Source organism: Nocardioides luteus (assembly GCF_000960475.2).
In the GTDB taxonomy this organism is placed as follows: domain Bacteria; phylum Actinomycetota; class Actinomycetes; order Propionibacteriales; family Nocardioidaceae; genus Nocardioides; species Nocardioides luteus_A.
Genome location: NZ_JZDQ02000001.1, coordinates 56,731 through 81,004, shown reverse-complemented (window position 1 = coordinate 81,004; position 24,274 = coordinate 56,731). Strand labels below are relative to the sequence as shown.

Annotated in this window: 21 protein-coding genes; 4 read left to right on the top strand and 17 right to left on the bottom strand. The window is 70.7% G+C overall.

Annotated elements, in window-relative coordinates:
* Positions 1-121: 121 nt before the first annotated feature.
* Both UG56_RS00395 and UG56_RS00390 read right to left on the bottom strand, forming a co-directional pair.
* Complete coding sequence (locus UG56_RS00395; protein WP_045550820.1) at positions 122-1,123, bottom strand: tRNA (adenine-N1)-methyltransferase; 1,002 nt, start codon at positions 1,121-1,123, stop codon at positions 122-124.
* A 55-nt stretch (positions 1,124-1,178) separates the two neighbouring features.
* Complete coding sequence (locus UG56_RS00390; RefSeq protein ID WP_071326803.1) at positions 1,179-2,348, bottom strand: site-2 protease family protein; 1,170 nt, start codon at positions 2,346-2,348, stop codon at positions 1,179-1,181.
* Between the two features lie 156 nt (positions 2,349-2,504).
* On the opposite strand from UG56_RS00390, the gene UG56_RS00385 reads away from it, so the two are divergent.
* On the top strand, positions 2,505-3,386 hold the full coding sequence (locus UG56_RS00385) for a RecB family exonuclease (RefSeq protein WP_045551224.1): 882 nt from the start codon (positions 2,505-2,507) through the stop codon (positions 3,384-3,386).
* A gap of 94 nt (positions 3,387-3,480) precedes the next feature.
* Complete coding sequence (locus tag UG56_RS00380) at positions 3,481-5,685, top strand: acyltransferase family protein (protein WP_045551225.1); 2,205 nt, start codon at positions 3,481-3,483, stop codon at positions 5,683-5,685.
* A gap of 3 nt (positions 5,686-5,688) precedes the next feature.
* Here the strand turns inward: UG56_RS00380 and ligD are convergent, their stop codons facing one another.
* Complete coding sequence (gene ligD / locus UG56_RS00375) at positions 5,689-6,648, bottom strand: non-homologous end-joining DNA ligase (protein ID WP_045551226.1); 960 nt, start codon at positions 6,646-6,648, stop codon at positions 5,689-5,691.
* A 103-nt stretch (positions 6,649-6,751) separates the two neighbouring features.
* On the opposite strand from ligD, the gene UG56_RS00370 reads away from it, so the two are divergent.
* Together UG56_RS00370 and UG56_RS00365 are read left to right on the top strand one after the other, a co-directional pair.
* Complete coding sequence (locus UG56_RS00370; RefSeq protein WP_045551227.1) at positions 6,752-7,267, top strand: SigE family RNA polymerase sigma factor; 516 nt, start codon at positions 6,752-6,754, stop codon at positions 7,265-7,267.
* Positions 7,264-8,070 (top strand): hypothetical protein, encoded by an 807-nt coding sequence (locus tag UG56_RS00365; protein WP_045551228.1) that lies wholly within the window; start codon positions 7,264-7,266, stop codon positions 8,068-8,070. The genes UG56_RS00370 and UG56_RS00365 overlap by 4 nt, the downstream gene beginning before the upstream one ends.
* Here UG56_RS00365 and UG56_RS00360 read toward each other — a convergent pair.
* The 14 genes from UG56_RS00360 to carA all read right to left on the bottom strand — a co-directional run bounded on the left by UG56_RS00360 (position 8,063) and on the right by carA (position 24,269).
* The gene (locus tag UG56_RS00360; RefSeq protein ID WP_045551229.1) at positions 8,063-9,529 is read right to left on the bottom strand and encodes an RsmB/NOP family class I SAM-dependent RNA methyltransferase; all 1,467 of its coding nucleotides are present in this window, start codon (positions 9,527-9,529) and stop codon (positions 8,063-8,065) included. The two genes, UG56_RS00365 and UG56_RS00360, sit on opposite strands and share 8 nt — an antisense overlap.
* Positions 9,513-10,433 (bottom strand): methionyl-tRNA formyltransferase, encoded by a 921-nt coding sequence (fmt, locus tag UG56_RS00355; RefSeq protein ID WP_045551230.1) that lies wholly within the window; start codon positions 10,431-10,433, stop codon positions 9,513-9,515. The genes UG56_RS00360 and fmt overlap by 17 nt, the downstream gene beginning before the upstream one ends.
* Entirely contained in the window at positions 10,433-10,978 is a 546-nt protein-coding gene (gene def, locus UG56_RS00350; RefSeq protein WP_045551231.1) for a peptide deformylase, read from the bottom strand. The genes fmt and def overlap by 1 nt, the downstream gene beginning before the upstream one ends.
* Before the next feature lie 55 nt (positions 10,979-11,033).
* Positions 11,034-13,103, bottom strand: a complete 2,070-nt coding sequence (locus UG56_RS00345; protein ID WP_256206362.1) for a primosomal protein N' — start codon at positions 13,101-13,103, stop codon at positions 11,034-11,036.
* Positions 13,104-13,278: 175 nt separating this feature from the next.
* Entirely contained in the window at positions 13,279-14,478 is a 1,200-nt protein-coding gene (gene metK, locus UG56_RS00340) for a methionine adenosyltransferase (protein ID WP_045549740.1), read from the bottom strand.
* Positions 14,479-14,607: 129 nt separating this feature from the next.
* Positions 14,608-15,819 carry a bifunctional phosphopantothenoylcysteine decarboxylase/phosphopantothenate--cysteine ligase CoaBC gene (gene coaBC / locus UG56_RS00335; RefSeq protein WP_177191389.1) on the bottom strand — a complete coding sequence of 404 codons (1,212 nt, stop codon included), beginning with the start codon at positions 15,817-15,819 and terminating at the stop codon, positions 14,608-14,610.
* A 67-nt stretch (positions 15,820-15,886) separates the two neighbouring features.
* Positions 15,887-16,216 (bottom strand): DNA-directed RNA polymerase subunit omega, encoded by a 330-nt coding sequence (gene rpoZ / locus UG56_RS00330; protein WP_045549738.1) that lies wholly within the window; start codon positions 16,214-16,216, stop codon positions 15,887-15,889.
* Between the two features lie 7 nt (positions 16,217-16,223).
* On the bottom strand, positions 16,224-16,859 hold the full coding sequence (gmk, locus tag UG56_RS00325) for a guanylate kinase (protein ID WP_045549737.1): 636 nt from the start codon (positions 16,857-16,859) through the stop codon (positions 16,224-16,226).
* Positions 16,856-17,176, bottom strand: coding sequence for an integration host factor, actinobacterial type (gene mihF / locus UG56_RS27740; RefSeq protein ID WP_008356752.1), 321 nt, complete (start codon positions 17,174-17,176; stop codon positions 16,856-16,858). The genes gmk and mihF overlap by 4 nt, the downstream gene beginning before the upstream one ends.
* 176 nt (positions 17,177-17,352) lie before the next feature.
* Entirely contained in the window at positions 17,353-17,802 is a 450-nt protein-coding gene (locus tag UG56_RS00315; RefSeq protein ID WP_143054846.1) for a hypothetical protein, read from the bottom strand.
* 130 nt (positions 17,803-17,932) lie between these two features.
* A complete protein-coding gene (gene pyrF, locus UG56_RS00310) occupies positions 17,933-18,760 on the bottom strand; it encodes an orotidine-5'-phosphate decarboxylase (protein ID WP_045549735.1) in 828 nt (275 codons plus the stop codon).
* Complete coding sequence (locus UG56_RS00305) at positions 18,757-19,767, bottom strand: quinone-dependent dihydroorotate dehydrogenase (protein ID WP_256206359.1); 1,011 nt, start codon at positions 19,765-19,767, stop codon at positions 18,757-18,759. The genes pyrF and UG56_RS00305 overlap by 4 nt, the downstream gene beginning before the upstream one ends.
* Positions 19,768-19,793: 26 nt before the next feature.
* Positions 19,794-23,129: a carbamoyl-phosphate synthase large subunit gene (gene carB, locus UG56_RS00300; RefSeq protein ID WP_045549733.1), complete on the bottom strand. Its 3,336-nt coding sequence runs from the start codon at positions 23,127-23,129 to the stop codon at positions 19,794-19,796.
* Between the two features lie 3 nt (positions 23,130-23,132).
* Entirely contained in the window at positions 23,133-24,269 is a 1,137-nt protein-coding gene (carA, locus tag UG56_RS00295) for a glutamine-hydrolyzing carbamoyl-phosphate synthase small subunit (protein WP_045549732.1), read from the bottom strand.
* Positions 24,270-24,274 lie beyond the last annotated feature (5 nt).

Here is a 24,274-nt window from a genome sequence, read left to right as displayed (position 1 = left end):
TACAAGGCGGAGGGGTAGGAGAGGAGAAGGATTTACCGGTGTTGGACACTATTCGGTCGACTTCGACCGACTTCGTGTCGACCCGCGGAACGTCGGAAACACGGACGACCCCGGAGCAGACTCAGTCCAGCTCGGCGACATCCTCCGGCGTGGCGTCCACAACGACCTCCGCGACGGGCTCGGGAGCAGGCATGTCGGCCGGCCGCGGACCCGTGTAGTCGACCCCGTACGCCCCGGGTGCAGGTCGCCGCGTCTTGCGAGGCGCGCGCTCGCCCGGTGCCAGCTTCCTGGCCGTGACGAGGAAGGCGGTGTGGCCGATCATCTTGTGACCCGGCCGGACCGCGAGCCCCTCGACGTGCCAGTCGCGCACCAGCGACTCCCACGCCTGCGGCTCGGTGAACCCGCCGTGGGCACGGACCGTCTCGACGAAGCGGGACAGTTGGGTGGTGGTGGCGACGTAGGCGCAGACCATGCCGCCGGGGTAGAGCGACTCGGCGGCCGCGTCGACGCACTCCCACGGGGCGAGCATGTCGAGGATCAGCCGGTCGCAGCGGATCTGCTGGCGCGGGAGCTCCTCCTGGAGGTCGCCGAGGTTGAGCGACCAGTTGGGGTGGGACTCCCCGGCCGGGGTGCCGAAGAACTGGTCGACGTTCTTGCGGGCGACCTCGGCGAACTCCTCGCGGCGCTCGAAGGAGGTGACCTTGCCGAACGGGCCGACCGCGCGCAGCAGCGAGCAGGTCAGGGCGCCGGAGCCGACCCCGGCCTCCACCACGGAGGCACCCGGGAAGATGTCGGCCATGGCGACGATCTGGGCGGCGTCCTTGGGGTAGACGACGGCGGCGCCGCGGGGCATGGAGACGACGAACTCCGACAGCAGCGGGCGGAAGACCAGGTATTCACCGCCGGTGGAGGCGGTGACCGTGAAGCCCTCCTCGCGGCCGATCAGCTCGTCGTGGTCGATGTGGCCCTTGTTGGAGAAGAAGCGCTTGCCCGCGACGAGCTCGAAGTTGTGGCGGCGACCCTTGGTGTCGGTCAGCCGCACCCACTCGCCCTCACGAAGCGGCCCGCGGTGTACGCCTGCTCGGGCCTCGGCCGGAATGTCTGGGATCTCAGCGCTTGACACCCGCTGAGGCTACCCGTTCTCCCGGTCAACCCGGCAAACCGCGGCTCCGCCTGGCTCAGGCTCCCGCGCGGAAGGCGGCGTCGACGTCGGAGGTGACCAGGACCCCGTAGATCGAGCCGTCGGGCTCGACCAGGAGGTATTCGGGGGCCGGGGTCTTCGAGATGGCCTGGATCAGCGCCTCGCCGTCGATGTCGGCCGGCAGGGTGAGGCCGTCCTCGAGCCGGCGGGTGACCGTCGAGGTGGCCATCCACGGGCGGCGGTCCTCCGGAGTCGCCAGCAGCGCGCCCTCGTGGACGAGGCCGATCGGCTCGCCGCCGCTGGTCACGGTGACGATGCTGCCGGCCTCGGCCTCCTGGGCGCGGCGTACGGCCTCGGCGAGGGGGAGGTCGGCGGGCACCGCCAGGGTGCGGCGGGCGAGGTCGCGGGCGACGAGGAGCGGGAGGCGGAGGCGTACCTTCGCGGAGTTGATCGCCGCGGAGGCACCGCTCCAGAGGAAGATCCCGATGATGACGGCGACGACGTAGCGGGTGAGATCGGGCTGGACGCCGATGATCTGGCCCTGGATGAAGGGCCACAGCAGCACGATGATCGCAACCACCCGGCCGGCCCAGCCGGCGACGATGCTGCCGCGGTTGATGTTGCCGCTCACGCCCCACACGCCCGCCTTGAGCACCCGGCCGCCGTCGAGCGGGAGGCCGGGGACGAGGTTGAGCACGCCGACGAAGAGGTTGGTGACCCAGAGGCCGGCGACGATCAGCCCGATCAGGCCGTCGGGGGTGAGGAAGGAGACGCCGAAGCCGGCCGCCGCGACGGCCAGCGAGACCAGCGGTCCCACCACTGCGATCCAGAACTCGTCACGCGGGCGCCTCGCCTCCTTCTCGACGGCGGTCGCGCCGCCGAGGAAGTGCAGCATGATCACCCCGACGGGGTAGCCCAGTCGCTTGGCGACGATCGCGTGCGCCGCCTCGTGGAGCAGCACGGCACCGTAGAGGACGATCGCGAACGCGAAGCCGGCGACGTAGGTCAACCAGCCCAGACCCGGCTCCACGGCTTCGATCTGGGGGGCCATCAGCCAGGCGATCAGCGCCGCGATGAGGAACCAGGACGGCGTCACCAGGACGTCGCTGCCCGCGATGGAGCCGACCTTGATCGTGCCCGGGACTCGGGAGCTGGGCGCCTCTTCGACCGGCTTGTCGCCGCCGGGGCGTGGGTCAGGGTCAGCCACATCCCGAGCGTACTGTAAAGACGGTTGCCTGGCCGGTTCGACCCGACTGTCGGTGCTTGCGCATAGTGTCGGCGGCATGAGCGAGCGCCAGCGAGCGGCAATGGGCCTCAGGCCGCCGGTTCCGTATCCTCGCCCCTCCTCGACGGAGCCGGCGGCATGAGCACCTCACCAGCGGAAGCGCGGTCGACACCGGTCGACGGCGTCAACGTGCTCGGATCGCTCTCGCCGAGCCGCGCGAGCGACTTCACCGCGTGCCCGCTGCTCTACCGCTTCCGCACCATCGACCAGCTCCCGGAGCCGCCCTCGGAGGCGGCCGCGCGCGGGACCGTGGTCCACAAGGTGCTCGAGGACCTCTTCGACCTGCCCGCACCCGAGCGCACGCCCCGGCAGGCGAGGTCGATGGTGGAGCAGGCGTGGGAGGACGTACGCAGCCTCGACCCGGCCCTGGCGACGCTGTTCACCTCGGCGGCCGACGAGGCGGAGGTCGCCTGGCTGGAGTCGTGCCGGCAGGTGCTGCGGCGCTACTTCGACCTGGAGGACCCGCGGCGTCTGGAGCCCGCCGAGCGCGAGCACTACGTCGAGGCTCTGCTGGACTCCAAGCTGCTGCTGCGAGGGTTCATCGACCGGGTCGACGTCGCCGCCGACGGCCGGATCCGCGTGGTCGACTACAAGACCTCGAGGATCCCGAGCGAGGCCTACGAGGCGAAGGCCCTCTTCCAGCTCAGGTTCTACGCCCTGGTCATCTGGCGCACCCGGGGCGTCGTGCCGGCGATGCTGCAGCTGATCTACCTCGGCTCGGGCGACATCCTGCGCTACGTACCCGACGAGGCCGACCTGCTGGCGACCGAGCGCAAGGCCGAGGCGATCTGGCGGGCCATCCGCACCGCCCAGGAGACCGGCGAGTGGCTGCCGAACCCGGGGAAGCTGTGCGGCTGGTGCGCCCACAAGCCGCTGTGCCCCGCCTTCGGGGGCACTCCTCCCCCGCTCCCGCCCACTCCGGGCCCCGTCACGGCGGGCGACGACCTCGATCTCGACTAGGACCCTAGGCGCGTCTACCAGGATCGGCAGGTTACGAGAGTTATCGTCGCGACGAATGTGACGGATGCGCTTGGCTGAGGGAGGTGCGGCGCCCGTGAGCTCGACCACCGGGAGCGCGACCTCGTCTCGGCAACGTCTCGACATCCAGGGGCTTCGCGCGATCGCGGTGCTCGCGGTCGTCGCTCTGCACGTCGGGTTCGGCTCGTTGACCGGTGGATTCGTCGGCGTCGACGTCTTCTTCGCGATCTCGGGCTTCCTGATCACCCAGCAGCTGATGCGGCAAGTACGCACCGAGGGCCGGGTGAGCCTGCTCGGCTTCTACGCGCGCCGGGCCCGCCGGATCCTGCCCGCGGCGACGCTGGTGCTGCTCGCGACGGTGGTCTACGCATCGCTCTTCCTCGGCTTCGTACGCACCCGCGTCATCGCCGTCGACGCGCTGTGGTCGGCGGCGTTCGCCGCCAACTTCCGGTTCGCGGCGCTGGAGACCGACTACTTCTCGGCTGCTCTGCCGCCCTCGCCGCTGCAGCACTTCTGGTCGCTCGCGGTGGAGGAGCAGTTCTACCTGGTCTGGCCGCTGGTGATCCTGGGGTGCCTGTGGGCGATGCGGCGGCGCAGCGCGAACGCCGAGCCCGACCATCGCGGGCGCCGACGAGTGCTGGTCGTCGCGCTCGGCGTCGGCATCGTGGCCTCCCTGCTGGTCTCGGCGGTGCTGACCCGGACCAGCCCGGAAGCGGCGTACTTCTCGCCGTTCACCCGCGCCTGGGAGCTCGGCCTGGGTGCGATCGCGGCGATCGCGTTCCGTGACGACGGGCCCCAGGACGCGACTGCGCGTTGGCGCGCGCAGGTGCTCTCGGCGTTCGGGATGTTCTTCATCGTCTGCGCCTGCCTGCAGTTCAACGACGCGACCCCGTTCCCGGGCACCCCGGCGCTCGTGCCGGTGCTCGGCAGCGTCTTCATCATCGTCGCCGGCACCCTGTGGCACGGCCCGACGGTGGTCGGCCGGCTGCTGTCGGTGCCGCCGCTGCAGGTGATCGGCAACTGGTCCTACTCGCTCTACCTGTGGCACTTCCCCGTGCTGGTCCTGGCCGAGCTGCAGCTCGGCCGCGAGCTGCACTGGTGGGAGCAGGCCCTCCTGGTGGCGCTGGCGTTCGTCCTGGCCGGTCTCTCCTACCACTACGTCGAGGAGCCGTTCCGGCGCGGCGCCCTGTGGCACCGTCCTGCGTTCGGTCGAGCGGCCACGCTCGGCCCGGTGGCGCTCTACCCGCTGAGCCTCACCCTGGTCGCGGTGACCTGCTTCGGAGCCAACGCCTACGCCACCGGCTCGGCCCGCGACGGCTACCAGCCGGCCATCACTCTGGCCGAGTCCGATGCCTCCGGGACGCCCGAGAAGTCCAAGCAGCCCGAACGGCCCGCGCCGAGCGCCTCGCCGTCCGCCGAGGTGCAGGAGCCCGACCCGCTCCCGGCGCTGGTGAAGGCCTCGGTGCTGGCCGCGCGCAAGAACCAGGCGATCCCGACCAACCTGAAGCCGGGCCTGACCAACCTCTCCGACGACGTGGAGGAGGTCGGCGAGTGCAACTACTACTCGACCAACGTCCGCACGCTGTGCCCGCGCGGTGACGCCGACGCCGATAAGACGATCGTGATCATCGGCGACTCCCACGCCCGCCACTGGACGCCGGCACTCGAGGAGATCGCCGAGCGGTCCGGCTACCGCGCCTACGTGCTGGCGATGCCGCAGTGCACGGTCTCCCTGGTCACGCCCGACAAGATCGACAGCACCGACCCGATGACCTCGTGCGACGACTTCCACGACTTCATGCTCTCCTCGGTCAAGAAGCTCCGCCCCGACCTGCTGCTGATCTCCTCACGGCCGATCGGCGCCGCCTACCACGACTCCTCGGGCCGCCACACCGACCGCGAGGTCGTACGCCGGGCCGTCTACCGCGGCTATCAGCGGCTGCTGGCCCAGGTGAAGCCCGTCGCCAAGCGCACAGTGTGGCTGCGCGACGTACCCGCGCTCGAGTTCGACCCGGCCACCTGCCTGAGCAGCAACAAGACGCTCTCGCCCTGCACCTACAAGCCGCTCGAGAGCCAGCAGGACGGCGCCGACCTGCAGATGCAGGCGGCCAAGGCGGCGCGGGTCGAGACCGTCGACCTCGACGACATGTTCTGCGACTCCGTCGGCATCTGCACCACCGTCGTCGGCGACACGATCACCCACCGCGACAGCCACCACCTCACCGCGACCTACTCCAAGGAGCTCGCCCGCACCCTCGGGGAGCGGCTCAAGGTCTGGTGACCGTCACTCCTCGTCGGGAGGCGTCTCCGCCCCGTCGCGCTCGTCACGGGCGGCCCACTCGAGCAGCGGCTCGATCGAGAACGGATGGTCGTCGATGTCGGCGTGCAGGTCGCCGATCTCCGCGAACCGTGCCGGCACCGTACGCATCGTGAAGTCGCGCGGGTCGACATCCTTGGTCTCCTCCCAGGTGATCGGGGTGGAGACCCGCCCGTCCGCGACGCCGCGGATCGAGTAGGCACACGCGATGGTGTGGTCCCGGGTGTTCTGGTTGAAGTCCACGAACAGCTGCGCCGGGTCGCGGTCCTTGCGCCACCACGCGGTGGTGACCAGCTTCGGTGCCCGCCGCTCGACCTCGCGGGCGAAGGCGTGCGCGGCGCGGCGTACGTCGGCGAATCCGTGCTCCGCCGGGATCCGCACGTAGACGTGCATCCCGGAGCCACCGCTCGTCTTCGGGTAGCCGACGGCACCGAGCTCGTCGAGGATCTCCCGGACGACGCCGGCGACGGTCTGCACGGTCGAGAACGGGCAGTCCGGGCCCGGATCGAGGTCGATGCGCCACTCGTCGGGCTTCTCGGTGTCCTCGCGGCGGCTGTTCCAGGGGTGGAACTCGACCGTCGACATCTGGACCGCCCAGATCACCGCGCCGAGCTCGGTCACGCAGAGCTCGTCCGCGGTCCGTCCCCAGCGCGGGAAGTAGAGACGTACGGTCTCGATCCAGTCGGGAGCTCCCTGCGGCAGCCGCTTCTGATGCACCTTCGGCCCCGCCAGGCCCTTGGGGAACCGGTGCAGCATGCACGGGCGCTCCCAGAGCGCGTTGACGATCCCCGGGCCGACGGCGAGGTAGTACTGCGCCACGTCCAGCTTGGTCGCACCGGTCTCCGGGAAGTAGACCCGATCGGGGTTGGAGATCCTGACGACGCGGTTGTCCACCTCGATCTCCACCGACGGCGATGCCTTGGCCATGCTCGCCAGCGTAGGCGCTGCGATGATGCGGTGAACCGAAACTCGCTCATCCGGATCCCACAAGGAGTGTCACGTGGACCTCAGGCCGAGGCGTCGAAGGGATGTGAGCACATCGACCGCGAGGACCTCCGCCGAGGAGTTCGCCGACTTCGTCCATGCGACGGGCGGCGCGCTCTACCGCACCGCACTGCTGCTGACCGGTGACCATCATCTGGCCGAGGACCTGACCCAGACGACGTACGCCCGGGTCTTCGCGTCCTGGCGCCGGGTCAGCAGGGCGGACAGCCCGGCGGCCTACGCGCGACGTGTGCTCCTCAACGGATTCATCTCCCACCGACGGCTCCGGCGCAACGCCGAGACGCCGACCTCGACGCTGCCGGACGATCCGGGCAGCGATGCCGACCCCAGTGCCCGGATCGACCTGCTTGCCGCCCTGCAGCGGCTGTCGCCGACCGACCGGGCCGTGCTCGTCGCACGCTATTGGGAGGACCGATCCGTGTCCCAGACAGCTGCCGACCTCGGACTGACCGAGACGGCGGTCCGCACCCGCTCGAAGCGTGCCCTGGAACGGCTGCGCCCGCTGGTGGCGGACATCTTCCCGGAGAGGACCATCCGATGAACGACTCAGAGACCAGCTTCCGTACGGCACTGCACGACCGTGTCGCCGACCAGCACCCGGACTACGCCCGGCTCTCGGCAGGCGCCATCAGCGCGGGATCACGTATCCGGCGGCGCCGGCGGGTGGCCGTGACCGTCGGGGTCGCGGCGGCCGTCGGCACCTTCGCAGCGGGCGGGGTCGGGCTCTCCCAGCTCCTGGGGACGACTGCGGTCGATGACGCCCCTCTGGGCGCCGCGTCTGCTCCGAGCGCGTCGGCCTCTCCGTCGGCGGCCACGCTGGCCGCCGGGCAGAGCCTCGATCTCGGCGACGGCGTCACCGGCCAGGTGGTCACCAACGACGAGGCGAAGACGATGGACATCACGATCCGGGCGGCCAGCGCTCGCTCGGGCGCCGGGACCGGCCTCACCATCGTCCTGACCGGGCAGGTCGGCGCGGTCGAGCAGGTGTGGAGCAACGGCACGCTGCTTGACGACTACCCCGGGGTCACGCTCGCCACCGATGGCCTGCAGCAGGGGCTCGCCGAGACGGCTCCCGTCGAACAGCCGGAGGGCTGGACTTGCGAGTGGTTCCTGATCGACAACAAGGCCTCCTGCACCGCTGAGGACGGTGGCGTCGCCGGTTTGGCGATCCGCCCGGCGGAGGACTACCCGGACTGGAGCACGAGCCCGGACAAGGCCGGCCCCGGCACGGGTTCCTACATCACCCCGGTCCACGGCGACATCTTCATCAGTGTCCAGAGCGGGGAGGGCACCACCGACGCCGAGCTCGAGGCACTCGCCAAATCGCTGACCTGGATCAGCTGATCCCCTCCGGGACGCGGCGCAGCAGCGCCAGGAACATCGCATCCGTGCCGTGGCGGTGGGGCCACAGCTGAACGGTGCCGTCGAGCGGCCCGGCGCTGTCGGGCACCTCGCCGACCGTTCCTAAGATGGGCTCGAGGGTGACGTCGGACCGGCCCTCGAGCACACCTTCCACCACGCCCTTGGTCTCGGCGAGCACCGGCGAGCAGGTGGCGTAGAGCACCACTCCTCCCGGCCGGGTCAGGTCGATGGCCCGGTCGAGGAGGGAGCGCTGGAGGCCGACGAGTACGTCGAGGTCGGCTTTCGCCCGCCGCCACCGCGCCTCCGGACGGCGGCGCAGCGCTCCCAGTCCGGTGCAGGGAGCATCCACGAGGATCCGGTCGAAGGTCGCGTCCTTGAACGGTGGCCTGGTCCCATCGCCCGCCACGACCCCGGCAACACCCTCGACCTGCGATCCGGCCGACCGGTCGGTCAGGTTGGCGAGGACGAGTCCGGCGCGGTGCGGCTGACGTTCGTTGGCGACCAGCAGCGCCCCCTGCTGGGCGGCGAGGGCGGCCAGCAGGGCCGACTTGCCGCCCGGTCCGGCGCACAGGTCCAGCCAGGTCTCCGGCCGGTCCTGGGGCTGGTCGAGGGCTGCCTCGGCAAGGGCGATGGCCACGAGCTGCGACCCCTCGTCCTGCACTCCCGCGCGGCCCTCGGCGACGGCGGCGATCCCGGCCGGTGAGCCGGAGTCCATCGTGACCCCGAAGGGCGAGTACGGCGTCGGCGTGCCGCCGAGCTCGGCGACCGTGGCCCGCCCGGGGCGGGCGACCAGCGTGACCGACGGCGGTACGTTGTCGGCCTCGAGCAGCGCGTCGACCTGGTCGCGTCCGACCGCCTCGGCGAGCCGCTCGACCACCCAGCGCGGGTGGCTGAAGGCGACCGTGGCCCAGCCGTCGTGATCCTTCTCGCGGGCGGGCGCCACCTCGGCGACCCACTCCTCGAGAGGCTTGCGGGTGACCTTGCGCAGCACGGCGTTGACGAAGCCCGCCGGCCCCTGCCCGACCTTCGACCGGGTCAGATCGACGCTGGTCGAGATCGCGGCATGGTCGGGCACCCGCATGGACAGCACCTGGTGGGCACCCAGGCGCAGCACGTCGAGCACCTTCGCCTCGACCTTGGCCAGCGGCCGGTCGATGCAGGCGGCCAGCACCGCGTCGTAGGTGCCCTGCTGCCGCAGCGTCCCCGAAGCCAGCTCGGTGGCGAAGGCCGCGTCGCGGCCCTCCAGCCCGAGGCGGCCGAGGACGTGGGGCAGCACCAGGTTGGCGTACGCCTCATCGACCCGCACCGCCTTGAGCACCTCGAACGCCGCCAGCCGAGCCGGATCGGCGGGTCTGGTGCCGCCCCGCTCGCCCGGTCGGCGTGGTCCCTGAGGCCTGCGGCCCGGACGCCTACCCGGCTGCGCCCTATTCGAAGGCGACACCGGACTCCAGACGTACGCCGCGGGCCCAGTCGGCCGCCGACATCTCCTTCTTGCCGAAGGCCTTCACCCGGCCCAGGCGCACGGCGGTGGTGCCGGTGCCGACGAGCACCTCGTTCTTGCGGACGACCAGCTCGCCGGGAGCTGCCTCGTCCTCGGTCATCGTGATCGGGCCGAGCTTGAACCGCTCGCCGTCGAGCAGCGTCCAGGCACCCGGCGCCGGGGTGCAGGCGCGGACCTGCCGGTCGATCGCCACCGCGTTCTGGGTCCAGTCGACCTGGGCGTCCTCGACGGTGATCTTGTCGGCGTAGGAGACGCCGTCGGCCGGCTGCTCACGCGCCTCCAGGGAGCCGTCCTCGATCCCGTCGAGGGTGGAGACCAGCAGCGTCGCGCCACCGGCGGTGAGCTTCTCGAAGAGCGACCCGGAGGTCTCGTCGGGCGCCAGCGCCTGGGTCATGGTGCCGAAGACGGGCCCGGCGTCCATCGCCTTCACGATCCGGAAGGTGGTGGCACCGGAGATCTCCTCACCGGCCCAGACCGCACGCTGCACCGGGGCGGCGCCACGGTAGGCGGGCAGGAGCGAGAAGTGGAGGTTCACCCAGCCGTGCGGCGGGATGTCCAGCGCCGACTGCGGCAGCATCGCGCCGTAGGCGACCACCGGGCAGCAGTCGGGCTCCAGCTCCTTCAGCGCGGCCTGGAACTCAGGCTCGCGGGGGTGCTCAGGCTTGAGGACCGGAACCCCGAGCTCCTCGGCCCGCTGCGCCACCGGCGAGGGCACCAGCCGCTTGCTGCGCCCCTGGGCGGCATCCGGACGGGTGACGACACCGACCAGCTCGTGGCGGGAGGCGGCGATCGCGTCCAGGGAGGGGACGGCGACCTCGGGCGTGCCCGCGAAGACGACCCGCATCAGAACCCGAACCCGTTCGTCGCGTGCGGCGAGATCTTCACGGTCGGCTTCTCCAGGCCGAACCACTCCGACTCCCGGATCTCCTTCATCGCCGCCTTGCGGGCGGCCTCGTCGAGCCGGTCGATGAACAGGATGCCGTCGAGGTGATCGGTCTCGTGCTGGATCGCCCGGGCCAGCAGCTCGGAGCCCTCGATGGTCACCGGTTCACCGTGCATGTTGAAGCCCTTCGCGACCACCGACAGCGCACGGCGGCAGTCGAAGGTGATGTCGGGCAGCGACAGACAGCCCTCGCCCCCGTCCTGCGTCTCCTCCGACAGGGTCAGGTCGGGGTTGATCAGGTGACCCACCTGGCCGTCGACGTACCAGGTGAAGACCCGCAGGCTCACCCCGATCTGGGGAGCGGCCAGTCCGGCGCCGGGCGCGTCGAGCATGGTGTCGGTCAGGTCGGCAACGAGCTTGTGCAGCTCCTTGTCGAAGTCGACGACCTCGATCGCTGGCTTGCGCAGCACGGGGTCGCCGAAGAGTCGGATGGGCTGGACTGCCACTGTTCTCCTAGGTGGTCGAGCGTGTCAGGACCACTTTACGCGGCGCGGCGCCGGCTCAGAGCGTCGGCGGATCGACCTGGACCCGCACCGGGTCGAGCTTGCGCGCCGACCGTACGCGCTGCAGCTCCCCGAGCGCCTCGGTGAGCTGTGTCCCGAGGGATCGCGGCACCCGCACCACGGCGCGCAGCCGGGGCTCTCCGGTGGAGGTCGGATCGGCGGGGACCGGCCCCAGCACCTCGGCGCCCGGCGGGAGCGCCAGCAGGGTGAGCGCGTCGTCGAGTGCCCCGGGTGTGCCGGTGATGGTGGCCAACCGCGACGCCGGCGGGAGATGGGCCTCCTGCCGCGCGGCCGCCTCCCGCCGGGCGAAACCCGGCTGGTCCCAGCGCACCAGCGCCTGCAGCACCGGCAACGCCGGATCGCCGACGACCAGCACCCGCCCACCGGGCCGCACCAGCCCGGAGGCGTTGCTCCAGCGTCGCAGCGCCTCCTCGTCCGTACGCAGATCCGGCCGCCCCAGCAGCAGCCAGGTGTCGAGCAGCAGCACCGCGGCGTAGCCTCCGTCGGCGACCGGCTCGGCGCCGATCGTCGCGACGACGATGGCAGGGCTCCCCGGCACGGTCTGCTTGACCGCCCCCGCCGACGAGGTCACCACCCGCACGCCGGCGAAGGAGCGTCCCATCTCCTCGGCCGTACGCGCCTCGCCGATGATCGGCGCACGCAGCCCGAAGCCTCCGCATGCTGTGCACGCCCAGGCGGTCTCGACGTGGCCGCACCAGCCGCACGTCGGTGGCGCGGCCGGTCCGCCGAGCTGCAGGGGTCCTTGGCAGGCCGAGCACCTGGCCGGCGTACGGCACCGGTCGCAGGCCAGCGAGGCCGCGTAGCCGCGCCGCGGGGTCTGCAGCAGGACGGGGCCGGCGGTGAGCGCGGCCCGGACGATCTCGTGGGCCTCACGGGGCACCCGGGAGGCGCGGGTGAGCGGGTCCTTCTCGAGGTCGAAGTCGGTGTCGCCGGTGATCTCGATGCTCACCCGCTCGCGGGCCAGCGCCCGGGTCGGGCGGATCTCCTGCGCCCAGCCGGTCTCGGCCAGGAACCCGGCCTCCACGGTCCGCGCGAAGCCGCCCATGAGCGCGGCCGCCTGCTCCTGCTCGGCGCGCAGCAGCAGTACGTCGCGCGCGTGCGGGTAGGGCGAGCGCTGCTCGGCGAGCAGGTCGTCGCCGTCGTCCCAGACGACCACGAGCCCGAGATCGCGCACCGGCGCGAAGGCGGCCGCGCGGGTTCCGATCGCCACCTTCACCGCGCCCCGGGCGACGCGCAGGAACTCCCGGTAGCGCGGCGCCGGCCCAGCGTCGGCGGCCAGCACGGCATGCTGCCCCTCCCCCAGCACCTTCGTCATCGCGGTGTCGAGCCGGGCGAGGTCCTTCCAGTCGGGCACCACGACCAGCGCGCCGCGTCCGGAGGCCAGCGTCGCGGCGGTGGCGTGGGCGATCAGGTCGGCGTGGTCGGTGCCGGCCGCGGCGTGCCAGACCGCGCGCGGCGCACCGCCGGAGGCCAGATGGCGCAGGAACGCGGTCGCCGGCTCGTGACCGGCCCACGCAGCGGCAGCGGCAGCCGGATCGAACGCCGGGGCGGCCGGGGAGGCCGGCGAGGGCTCCTTCTCGGTCGAGGCGTGCCGGGGAGGGATCGCGAGCCGGAGCACGTCGGCCCGGGGACCGGCGTAGCGCCGGGCGACCGACTCGCTCAACGCCGCCACCTGCGGCGTCAGCACCACCTCGGGGCTGACGACCCGCTTGAGCGGCTGCAGCTTGGTGTGCTCGGAGGCCTCCGCCCGGGCGACGACGAACCCGTCGACGTCCTTGGGCCCGAACCGCACCTTCACCCGCACCCCGGGCCGCGCCTCCTGCGCCATCGAGGCCGGGACCGCGTAGTCGAAGGGCCGGTCCAGATGGGCCATCGGCAGGTCGACCAGCACCTTGGCGACCGGATCGACCTCGGCGGTCTCGGCCTCCGCTGCCTTGCGGGCACGCGTGGCCGCGGCCTTCGCCCGCCCCTCCTTGACCCGGTCGCGAACCAGCCCGGGCAGCTCCAGCTCGGCTGCCCCGGCTGCCTCCTGCGGTCCCCGGCTCACAGAGGTCATTTCTACCAGCAGCCGCCGACAGGCAAGTGGCAGCGGCCTCGCGAAAACGTAGTCTGGCGCCCGTCCCACGGGACAGGCGCCAGACTTCTCAGGCAATTCCTGCACTTCTCGGGTGTTGCAATGCCCGAGAAGTGCAGGAATACCCGGTTAACCGGGTATTCCGACCTCAGGCGCCGGCAGCAGCCTTGAGCGCGTCGGCACGGTCGGTGCGCTCCCAGGTGAACTCGGGGAGCTCGCGGCCGAAGTGACCGTAGGCAGCGGTCTTGGCGTAGATCGGGCGGAGCAGGTCGAGGTCGCGCACGATCGCGGCCGGGCGGAGGTCGAAGACCTCCAGGACAGCCTTCTGGATGTTGGCCTCGGGCACGGTGTGGGTGCCGAAGGTCTCCACGAAGACACCGACGGGCTGGGCCTTGCCGATGGCGTAGGCGACCTGGACCTCGGCGCGACGGGCCAGGCCCGCGGCGACGATGTTCTTGGCCACCCAGCGCATGGCGTACGCAGCCGACCGGTCGACCTTCGAGGGGTCCTTGCCCGAGAAGGCGCCGCCGCCGTGGCGGGCCATGCCGCCGTAGGTGTCGACGATGATCTTGCGGCCGGTCAGGCCGGCGTCACCCATCGGGCCACCGACGACGAAGCGGCCGGTCGGGTTGATGTGGAGCTTGTAGCCGTCGAAGGGAACCGACGACTTGAACTGCTCGAGCACCGGCTCGATGACGTACTTCTTGATGTCGGCGTGCAGCTGCTCCTGGGTGGTGTCCTCGGAGTGCTGGGTCGAGAGGACGACGGTGTCGACCCGGACGGCCTTGTTCTCGTCGTCGTACTCGATGGTGACCTGGGTCTTGCCGTCGGGACGCAGGTAGTCCAGCGTGCCCTCCTTGCGGACGGCGGTCAGCTTCTCGGCGAGCGTCTGCGCCATCTTGATGGGCAGCGGGAACAGCTCGGGGGTGTCGTCGCAGGCGTAGCCGAACATCAGGCCCTGGTCACCGGCACCCTGCAGGTCGAGCTCGTCGACCGAGCTGGCCAGGCGGTGCTCCTCGGCGGTGTCGACGCCCTGGGCGATGTCCTGGCTCTGGGCGCCGATGGCGACCTGGACACCGCAGGAGTGGCCGTCGAAGCCCTTGAGGGAGGAGTCGTAGCCGATGTCGAGGATCTTCTGGCGCACGAGCTGGGCGACCGGCGCGTAGGCGTCGGTGGTCACCTCGCCGGCGACGACGACCAGGCCGGTGGTGAGCAGGGTCTCGACGGCCACCCGGCTCTTGGGGTCGTGCTCGAGCAGGTAGTCGAGCACGGTGTCGCTGATCTGGTCGGCGATCTTGTCCGGGTGCCCCTCGGTCACCGACTCCGACGTGAAGAGACGTCCGGTCACGTGTAGCTCCGTTTCACAGGTTCGTGTGGGTTGATCAGGTGGATAAACGTCAATCGTTCTGGTCGACAAACATAGACCCCGAACCCCAAGACCGCAGGCCCGGTCCTCATCGTGGCGCGTGGCGTGTCGTCAGTTTGCGGGTTGTTCATCCAGGCGTAAGGAGATCTGGTCCCAGATGACCTCTGCGAGGGCGGATTTCGCCCCTTCGGCCACGTCGACGTGGCCTCCGTCGGCACCCAGGATGACCGCCTTGTTGACCTCGCTGCCGAAGACCGCTCCCCCGCTGACGTCGTTGACGACGAGCAGGTCGCAGCCCTTCCGCTTCAGCTTGGCCGTGGCGAGCTCGATCACCGACCCGGTCTCGTCGCCGGTCTCGGCCGCGAAGCCCACCACCACCTGACCGGGCTTGGTCCGGTGGTGGGAGATCTCGGCCAGGATGTCGGGGTTCTGCATCAGCTCGATCGTCGGCGCCGAGCCGTCGGCGGCCTTCTTGATCTTGGCCTCGCTCACCCCGGTCGGACGGAAGTCCGCGGGAGCCGCGGCCATGACCACCGCGTCGGCACCCTCGGCCGCGGAGACGACGGCGTCGCGCAGCTCGGCGGTGGTGCCGACACGTACGACCTTCAGGCCGGCCGGGTCGGGCAGGGTCACGTTGGCCGCGACCAGGGTCACCTCGGCGCCGCGGGCGGCGGCGGCCCGGGCGATGGCATAGCCCTGGAGACCCGAGGAGCGGTTGCCGAGGTAGCGGACCGGGTCCAGGTACTCCCGGGTGCCGCCGGCGGAGACGACGACGCGACGACCGACGAGGTCGGCGCGTCCGCCGTGGGCGAGCACGGCGCGGGCGAGCTCGAAGATCTCGGCCGGCTCGGGCAGCCGGCCCTTGCCGGTGTCCTTGCCGGTCAGCCGGCCCTCGGCGGGCTCGATGACGATGTTGCCGCGCTCGCGCAGGGTCGCCACGTTGGCCTGGGTGGCCGGGTGCTCCCACATCTCGGTGTGCATCGCCGGGGCGAACACGACCGGGCAGCGCGCGGTGAGCAGTACGTTGCTCAGCAGGTCTTCCGCGAGGCCGTGGGCCGCGCGGGCGAGCGTGTTGGCGGTCGCGGGCGCGACCACGACGAGGTCGGCCTGCTGCCCGATGCGTACGTGCGGGACCTCGGTGATGTTCTCGAAGACGCCGGTGGCGATCTCCTTGCCCGACAGCGCGGCCCAGGTGGGCGCACCGACGAACTCGAGGGCGGCGGCCGTGGGGACCACGGTCACGTCATGGCCGGACTCGGTGAACCGGCGCAGCAGCTCGGCCGCCTTGTAGGCGGCGATGCCGCCGGCGACCCCTAAGACCACTTTCGGCCGCCGCTCGTCGAGAGCGGCGGCCGGGGTGGTGCTGTTGGTGGACAGCGGAAGACCTGGATCAGACGTCGGCAGCAGGCGCGTCGGCAGCAGCGGCCTGAGCGGCGGCAGCCTGGGCGGCCAGCTCGGCCGGGTCGATGTCCTCGCAGGTCAGCAGGTCCTCGTTGATCTCGCGCAGCGCGATCGAGAGGGGCTTCTCCTGGACGTGGGTGTCGACGAGGGGGCCGACGTACTCCAGAAGGCCCTCGCCGAGCTGCGAGTAGTAGGCGTTGATCTGGCGAGCCCGCTGGGCGCTGTAGAGAACCAGCTTGTACTTGCTGTCGGTCTTCGTCAGCAGGTCGTCGATCGAGGGGTTGGTCACGCCCTGGGCGTCGATCTGAGGGGCAGCCACGTGAGCCTCACTTGTCGGCTTGGTCGGATTTCTTGCTCGGAAGCCCGAGCGTCATCAAGGTTACCAACTCATCGGCTGCCTGATGAACTTCATGGTTGACGATGGTGACGTCGAACTCCTTCTCCGCCGCCAGCTCGACCCGTGCGGTCTCCAGGCGTCGCTCGCGCTCGGCCTCGGTCTCGGTGCCTCGACCGACCAGGCGGCGTACGAGCTCTTCCCAGCTCGGCGGGGCCAGGAACACGAAGATCGCCTCGGGCATGGTCTCGCGCACGAGCCGGGCGCCCTGGAGGTCGATCTCGAGCATCGCCGGGCGGCCCTCGGCCAGCGCCCTCTCCACGGGACCACGCGGGGTGCCGTAGCGGGCCATGTTGTGGACGGTGGCCCACTCCAGCAGCTCGCCACCGGCGATCATCGCGTCGAACTCCTCGTCGGAGACGAAGAGGTAGTGCACCCCGTGGACCTCGCCCTCGCGAGGCTTCCGGGTCGTCGCCGAGACGGACAAGAAGACCTCGGGGTGGTCGTCGCGGACCGCCGCGGAGACGGTGCCCTTGCCGACCGCGGTCGGACCGGCCAGGACGACCAGTCGCTTCTCGTGGCCATCGCCGGCGCCGGTCGTGGTCTTCTCGTCCGCCATCAGACTCATCGGCGAGCGAACTCCTCGACCAGCGCGGCCACCTGCTTGGGGCCGAGGCCCTGCACACGGCGGCTCATCGCGATGCCGAGACGCTCCATCATCTGGGTTGCCCGCACCTCGCCGAGGCCGGGGTGGGAGGTGAGCAGGTCGATGACCTTCATCTTGCCGACGACCTCGTTCTTCTTCCCCTCCTCGATGACCTCGATGACGGACATGCCGCCAGTGCGGACCTTGTTCTTGACAGCAGCCCGCTCCTGGCGCGAGGCCGCGGCTTTCGCCAGCGCGGCAGCGCGCTGTTCAGGGGTGATGTCCGGAGGCAGAGCCACGAAGACTCCCTTTCACGATCAAATGTGTAGTCAACAGGGCAACCGGGTCGCGCGGTACAGGGATCGTGCCCCCCGGCTGAGCGCTGAAAGTAAGCGCTCGCGCCAATCTAGCCATTACGTTGCCGGGGCGGCAATCGGGGTCGCCTATCTGGTGTCCATCAGGTTCGCTTCCAGGCTCACAGGGTCAGCGACGTGTGACAGACGTCCCGGGCCTGCTGCTGGACGCGTACGGACGCCTCCTGGGTCTTCGTGCTGCTCACCTTCGTCGCCGCGTCGGCGATCTTCTTCGCCTCGGCGGCGCCGACCCCCTCGGGCGGCTTTCCGTTCTCGAAGTCGTCGGGCGAGACACCGGCGTCCTGCAGAGCCGTGTCGAGCCCCGAGATCGCGGTCGTGAGCGTCTTCCAGTCCTTGGCGATGTCGTCGGGCGCGTTGCGCTCGAGATCCTCGAAAACCGGCAGGGCCGCGATCAGCCCACCGGTGTCGCCCTCCCCCAGCGTCTTCGTCAGCTCCGCCTGGTGCCCCTTCAGGGACTGGCAGTAGTCGTCGATCGGGTCACCGCACGAGGTCAGGCCCGTGGCGAGGACCGGCAGGACGAGGAGCTGGGCGGCCATCCGGAGACTGGTCATCGGGCCAGTGTGCCAGCGATGTGGGATACCCGGTCGGCCGGCCCGCACCTATTTCTCAGGCCTGGACTGGACGGGTGTTTCAGTGCCCGTCCAGTCCAGGTTTTCCCGGTCGACCGGGTAACCCACAACCTCAGCCGAGCTCGTCGCGCAGCCGCAGCGCCTCGTCGCGCAGCGCGGCCACGTCGGGACCCTTGCGCAGCAGACCACGGCTGGTGCTGGCGACCACGTTGGCGTTGGCGGGACCGAAGATCCGGGCGAGGTCGCCCGGGGTGCCGCCCTGCTCACCGAAGCCCGGCGCCAGGATGGGGCCGTTGAACCCGAAGTCGTACGCCACCCCGGCACCGTCCGCGCCGTCGATCGTCGCACCGACGACCGCACCGAAGGAGCCCAGCGGCGTCTCGCCGTCGTTGAGCCGGCGGAGGTGGTCGAGCATGACCCGGCCGACGCTGCGGCCGTCCTCCACGGTCGCGTGCTGCACCTCGGGGCCCTCCTTGTTGGAGGTCAGGGCGAGCACGAACAGCCCGGCGTCGAACTTCGTCGCCGTCTCCACGAACGGCGTCAGCGACCCGAACCCCAGGTAGGGGCTCACCGTCACCGCGTCGGAGCCGAGCGGGCTGGCGGGATCGAGGTAGGCGTCGGCGTACGCCTGGCTGGTCGAGCCGATGTCACCACGCTTGATGTCGAGCAGCACCAGCGCACCGGCGGCCTTCGACTCGGCGATGACCCGCTCCAGGACGGCGACGCCGCGCGAGCCGAAGCGCTCGTAGAACGCGCTCTGCGGCTTGATGACCGAGACGTGGGGCGCCAGGCCCTCGACCGCTGTCAGCGCGAACCTCTCCAGGCCGGCGAGGTCGTCGTCGAGCCCCCAGTCGAGGAGCAGCGAGGCGTGCGGGTCGATTCCGGCACAGAGCCTCCCCCGCTCGGCGAGGGCGGCGGTGTAGCGAGCACCGAACGTCATCGAGCCACCCCGTTCGCGATCCGGCGGGCGTAGAGGGGACCCTCGTAGATGAACCCGGTGTAGCCCTGGAGCAGGTCGGCACCGGCCGCGAGGCGCTCGCGGGCGTCCTCGACGGTGGTGATGCCGCCGACGCCGACGAGGGTCATCTCGGGGCTGACCCGGCTGCGGAGCAGCCGCAGGACGTCGAGCGCACGCGACTTGAGCGGGGCGCCCGAGAGGCCACCGGCACCCGCCGCGCTGATCTCGGCGGGCGAGGAGACGAGGTGCTCGCGACCGATGGTGGTGTTGGTCGCGATGATCCCGTCCAGACCGATCGCGGTGGCCAGGTCGGCGACCTCGACCACGTCGGAGTCGGCGAGGTCGGGAGCGATCTTGACCAGCAGCGGGACCCGGTGCTTGGTGACCTGGTCGGCGATGGAGCGGACGTGCTCCAGCAGCGGCTGCAGCTTCTCGACCGACTGCAGGCTGCGCAGCCCCGGCGTGTTGGGCGAGGAGACGTTGACGACCAGGTAGTCGGCGTAGGGCGCCAGCAGGCGCGCCGACTTGGCGTAGTCGGCCTCGACGGCCGCCTGGTCGTCCTCGGGCACGAGCTTCGTCTTGCCGATGTTGATGCCCAGGATCGGCCCGCCGCCGGCCGTGCCACGCCGCTCCAGGCGGCTGGCCAGCCGGGCGGCGACCGCCTCGGCGCCGTCGTTGTTGAAGCCCATCCGGTTGATCACCGCGCGGTCGGCGGGCAGCCGGAAGAGCCGCGGCGCCGGGTTGCCCGGCTGGCCCTCACCGGTGACCGTGCCGATCTCGACGTGGCCGAAGCCGAGCCCGCCCAGCGCGTCGATGCCGACCGCGTTCTTGTCGAAGCCCGCGGCCAGCCCGATCACGTTCGGGAAGGTGAGCCCCATCGCGTGCACGGGGGAACCCGGCGTACGGGTCCTCGACAGCGCCGGGCCGGCGGCCCGGATCGCGGCGAAGGCCTGCTGGTGGGCCCGCTCCGGATCCGTCTTCGTCAGCACCTTGTCGAACAAGGCGCGATAGGCCCTCACTTGGCCGACACCCCGCCGTCGTGGTGGCCGACGACGTCGCGCCACTCCTGCAGGCTGCGTACGTCGATCTCACCGCGCCGCAGCGCCTCGATGCCCTGCACGGCGGCGCCGAGGCCCTGGACCGTGGTGATGCAGGCGATGTTAGCCATCACCGCGGCGGTGCGGATCTCGTAGCCGTCCATCCGGGCCGACTTGGCGTTGGAGGTGCCGTTGGGCGTGTTGATGACCAGGTCGACCTCGCCGCCGAGGATCCGCTGCACGGTGGTCTTCTCGCCGTCGGGACCGACACCCTCGGAGTGCTTGCGCATCTGCCGGGTGGCGACGCCGTTGCGGCGCAGCACCTCGGCGGTGCCCTCGGTCGCGAAGATCTCGAAGCCGTGGTCGGCGAGCACCTTGATCGGGAAGATCATGGTGCGCTTGTCGCGGTTGGCCATGGAGACGAAGATCCGTCCGGAGGTCGGCAGCGGGCCGAAGGCGCCGGCCTGGCTCTTGGCGAAGGCGCGGCCGAAGTCGGAGTCGAGCCCCATGACCTCGCCGGTCGACTTCATCTCCGGGCCGAGGACGGTGTCGACCTGCTGGCCCTCCGGCGTGCGGAACCGGTTGAACGGCATGACCGCTTCCTTGACCGCGATCGGCTGGTTGGGCGGCAGCGCTCCCCCGTCGCCGGTCGTCGGCAGCACCCCGGCCGTACGCAGCTCCGCGATCGACTCGCCGAGCATCACCCGCGCGGCGGCCTTGGCCAGCGGGGTCGCGGTCGCCTTGGAGACGAACGGGACGGTGCGGGAGGCACGCGGGTTGGCCTCGATGACGTAGAGCACGTCGGAGCCGAGGGCGTACTGGATGTTGAGCAGGCCGCGTACGCCCACGCCTTCGGCGATCGCCCGGGTGGCCGTGCGGATCCGCTCGACCTCGGCGGCACCGAGGGTGATCGGCGGCAGCGCGCAGGAGGAGTCGCCGGAGTGGATCCCGGCCTCCTCGATGTGCTCCATGACGCCGCCCAGGAACAGGTCGGTGCCGTCGTAGAGGGCGTCGACGTCGATCTCGACCGCGTCGTCGACGAACTTGTCGACCATCACCGGCTTGTCCGGGGTGACCTCGGTCGCGGCCTCGATGTAGGAGCGCAGTGCCTCGTCGTCGTAGACGATCTGCATGCCACGGCCACCGAGGACGTAGGAGGGACGCACCAGGACCGGGTAGCCGATCTCGGCGGCGATCTCACGGGCCTCGTTGAACGTGGTGGCCATGCCGTGCTTCGGCGCGACCAGGCCGGCCTTGTGGAGCACCCGGCCGAAGGCGCCGCGCTCCTCGGCCAGGTGGATCGCCTCGGGGCTGGTCCCCACGATCGGCACGCCGTTGTCCTTGAGCGCCTGCGCGAGACCGAGCGGGGTCTGGCCACCGAGCTGGCAGATCACGCCGACGACCGGTCCGGCCTGCTGCTCGGCGTGGACGATCTCGAGCACGTCCTCCAGGGTGAGCGGCTCGAAGTAGAGCCGGTCGGAGGTGTCGTAGTCGGTCGACACGGTCTCCGGGTTGCAGTTGACCATGACGGTCTCGTAGCCGGCCTCGCTCAGCGCGAGGGAGGCGTGCACGCAGGAGTAGTCGAACTCGATCCCCTGGCCGATCCGGTTGGGACCGGAGCCCAGGATGATCACGGCCTCCTTCTCCCGCGGCGCGACCTCGGTCTCCTCGTCGTAGGAGGAGTAGTGGTAGGGCGTACGTGCCGCGAACTCGGCCGCGCAGGTGTCGACCGTCTTGTAGACCGGGCGGATGTTCAGCGCGTGGCGTACGCCGCGGACGACGTCGGCCGTCATGCCGCGCATCTTGCCGAGCTGGAAGTCGGAGAAGCCGTGGCGCTTGGCGTAGCGCAGCACGTCGGCGGTCAGCTCCGGCGCCGCGATGATCTCCTGGGCGATCTCGTTGATCAGGAAGAGCTGGTCGATGAACCAGGGGTCGATCTTGGTCGACTCGAAGATCTCCTCCGGCGTCGCACCGGCACGGATCGCGTCCATGACGCGCTTGAGCCGGCCGTCGGTCGGGGTCTTGATCTCCTCGAGCAGCGCGGGCTTGTCGAGCTCGACGACCTCCTGGGTCCAGTCGAAGACCGCCTCGGGCTTCTCCAGGGACCGCAGGGCCTTCTGGAGCGCCTCGGTGAAGTTGCGGCCGATCGCCATCGCCTCACCCACGCTCTTCATGTGGGTGGTCAGGGTGGTGTCGGCGCCCGGGAACTTCTCGAAGGCGAAGCGCGGGACCTTGACCACGACATAGTCGAGAGCCGGCTCGAAGCTCGCCGCGGTGGAACCGTTCGGCCCGGCGGTGATGTCGTTCTCGATCTCGTCGAGGGTGTAGCCGATCGCGACCTTGGCGGCGATCTTGGCGATCGGGTAGCCGGTCGCCTTGGAGGCCAGGGCGCTCGAGCGGGAGACGCGCGGGTTCATCTCGATGACGATGATCCGGCCGTCGACCGGGTTGACGGCGTACTGGATGTTGCAGCCGCCGGTGTCCACGCCGACGGCGCGGATGATGCCGATCGCCAGGTCGCGGAGCTTCTGGTACTCGCGGTCGGTCAGCGTCATCGCCGGGGCGACGGTGATCGAGTCGCCGGTGTGGACGCCCATCGGGTCGAGGTTCTCGATGGAGCAGACGATGACCGAGTTGTCCTTGCGGTCCCGCATGACCTCGAGCTCGTACTCCTTCCAGCCGAGGATCGACTCCTCCAGGAGCACCTCGGTGGTCGGGCTGGCAGCGAGGCCGGCGCCGCCCAGACGGCGCAACTCGGCCTCGTTGAAGGCGAAGCCGGAGCCAGAACCGCCCATGGTGAAGCTGGGCCGGATGACCAGCGGGTAGCCGAGCACCTCGGCGCCGGCGATCAGGTCGTCGATGCTGTGGCAGATGACCGACTTGGCGCTCTCGCCGCCGAGCTCGGCGACGATCTTCTTGAACTCCTCGCGGTTCTCACCGCGCTGGATCGCCTCGATGGACGCGCCGATCAGCTCGACGTCGTACTTCTCCAGGATCCCGCGCTCGTCGAGCGCCACCGCGCAGTTCAGCGCGGTCTGGCCGCCGAGGGTGGCCAGGAGCGCGTCGGGGCGCTCCTTGGCGATGACCTTCTCGACGAACTCCGGGGTGATCGGCTCGACGTAGGTCGCGTCGGCGAACTCCGGGTCGGTCATGATCGTGGCCGGGTTGGAGTTGACCAGGACGACCCGGATCCCCTCCTCGCGCAGCACGCGACAGGCCTGGGTGCCGGAGTAGTCGAACTCGCAGGCCTGGCCGATGACGATCGGGCCGGAGCCGATCACGAGCACGGACTTGATGTCTTCGCGCTTGGGCATCGCTCAGACCTCCTTCGCCATGAGAGAGATGAACCGGTCGAAGAGGTAGGCGGCATCGTGCGGGCCGGCCGCTGCCTCCGGGTGGTACTGGACCGAGAAGCCCTTGAGCTTCCCCGTCTCGGCGTCCTTGAGCTCGAGACCCTCGACGCAGTCGTCGTTGAGGTTGACGTGGGAGACGGTCGCGATGCCGTAGTCCGTCTTCGTCTCCTCCCCGATCGGGGCGTCCACCGCGAAGCCGTGGTTGTGGGCGGTCACCTCGACCTTGCGGGTGGTGAGGTCCATGACCGGCTGGTTGATCCCGCGGTGCCCGTACTTGAGCTTGTACGTCCCGAAGCCGAGCGCGCGGCCGAAGAGCTGGTTGCCGAAGCAGATGCCGAAGTAGGGGATGTTCTCGGCCAGCGCCGCCTTGAGCAGCTCCACCTGGCCGGTGGTCGCGGCCGGGTCGCCGGGGCCGTTGGAGTAGAAGAGCCCGTCGGGGTTGGTCGCGAGGACGTCCTCGAGGGTCGCGGTCGCCGGGAGCACGTGCACCTCGATGCCGCGCTCGGCCATCCGCTCCGGGGTCATCTCCTTGATGCCCAGGTCGAGGGCCGCGACGGTGAACCGCTTCTCGCCCTTGGCGGGGACGACGTACGCCTCCTCGGTGCTGACCGCGTCGGAGAGGTTCGCACCGCTCATCTCGGCGGAGGCGAGCACCTTCTTCAGCAGGGCCTCGGGGTCGGTCTCGATCGTGGAGATCCCGACGCGCATCGCGCCGCGCTCACGCAGGTGGCGGGTCAGGGCGCGGGTGTCGATCCCGCTGATGCCGACCACGGACTGGTCGCGGAGGTCGTCGTCGAGGGTGCGCTGGGCGCGCCAGTTCGAGGAGACCCGGGCAGGGTCGCGGACGACGTAGCCGGCGACCCAGATCCGACGGGACTCGGGGTCCTCGTCGTTCACGCCGGTGTTGCCGACGTGGGGCGCGGTCATCACGACCACCTGCTGGTGGTAGCTCGGGTCGGTCAGCGTCTCCTGGTAGCCCGTCATGCCGGTGGAGAAGACCGCCTCGCCGAAGGTCTCACCCTCGGCGCCGAACGACTCCCCCCGGAACGATCGACCATCCTCGAGTACGAGGAGTGCTTCTTTGTGGGCATGCAGCGGCACGCCGT

Excerpts from the sequence above, each read along its gene's own strand:
- UG56_RS00385 (WP_045551224.1), top strand. The coding sequence starts at position 2,505 with ATGAGCACCTCACCAGCGGAAGCGCGGTCGACACCGGTCGACGGCGTC.
- UG56_RS00315 (WP_143054846.1), bottom strand. The coding sequence starts at position 17,802 with ATGACCAGTCTCCGGATGGCCGCCCAGCTCCTCGTCCTGCCGGTCCTC.
- fmt (WP_045551230.1), bottom strand. The coding sequence starts at position 10,433 with ATGCGGGTCGTCTTCGCGGGCACGCCCGAGGTCGCCGTCCCCTCCCTG.
- pyrF (WP_045549735.1), bottom strand. The coding sequence starts at position 18,760 with ATGACGTTCGGTGCTCGCTACACCGCCGCCCTCGCCGAGCGGGGGAGG.
- carB (WP_045549733.1), bottom strand. The coding sequence starts at position 23,129 with ATGCCCAAGCGCGAAGACATCAAGTCCGTGCTCGTGATCGGCTCCGGC.
- ligD (WP_045551226.1), bottom strand. The coding sequence starts at position 6,648 with ATGGCCAAGGCATCGCCGTCGGTGGAGATCGAGGTGGACAACCGCGTC.
- UG56_RS00365 (WP_045551228.1), top strand. The coding sequence starts at position 7,264 with ATGAACGACTCAGAGACCAGCTTCCGTACGGCACTGCACGACCGTGTC.
- gmk (WP_045549737.1), bottom strand. The coding sequence starts at position 16,859 with ATGAGTCTGATGGCGGACGAGAAGACCACGACCGGCGCCGGCGATGGC.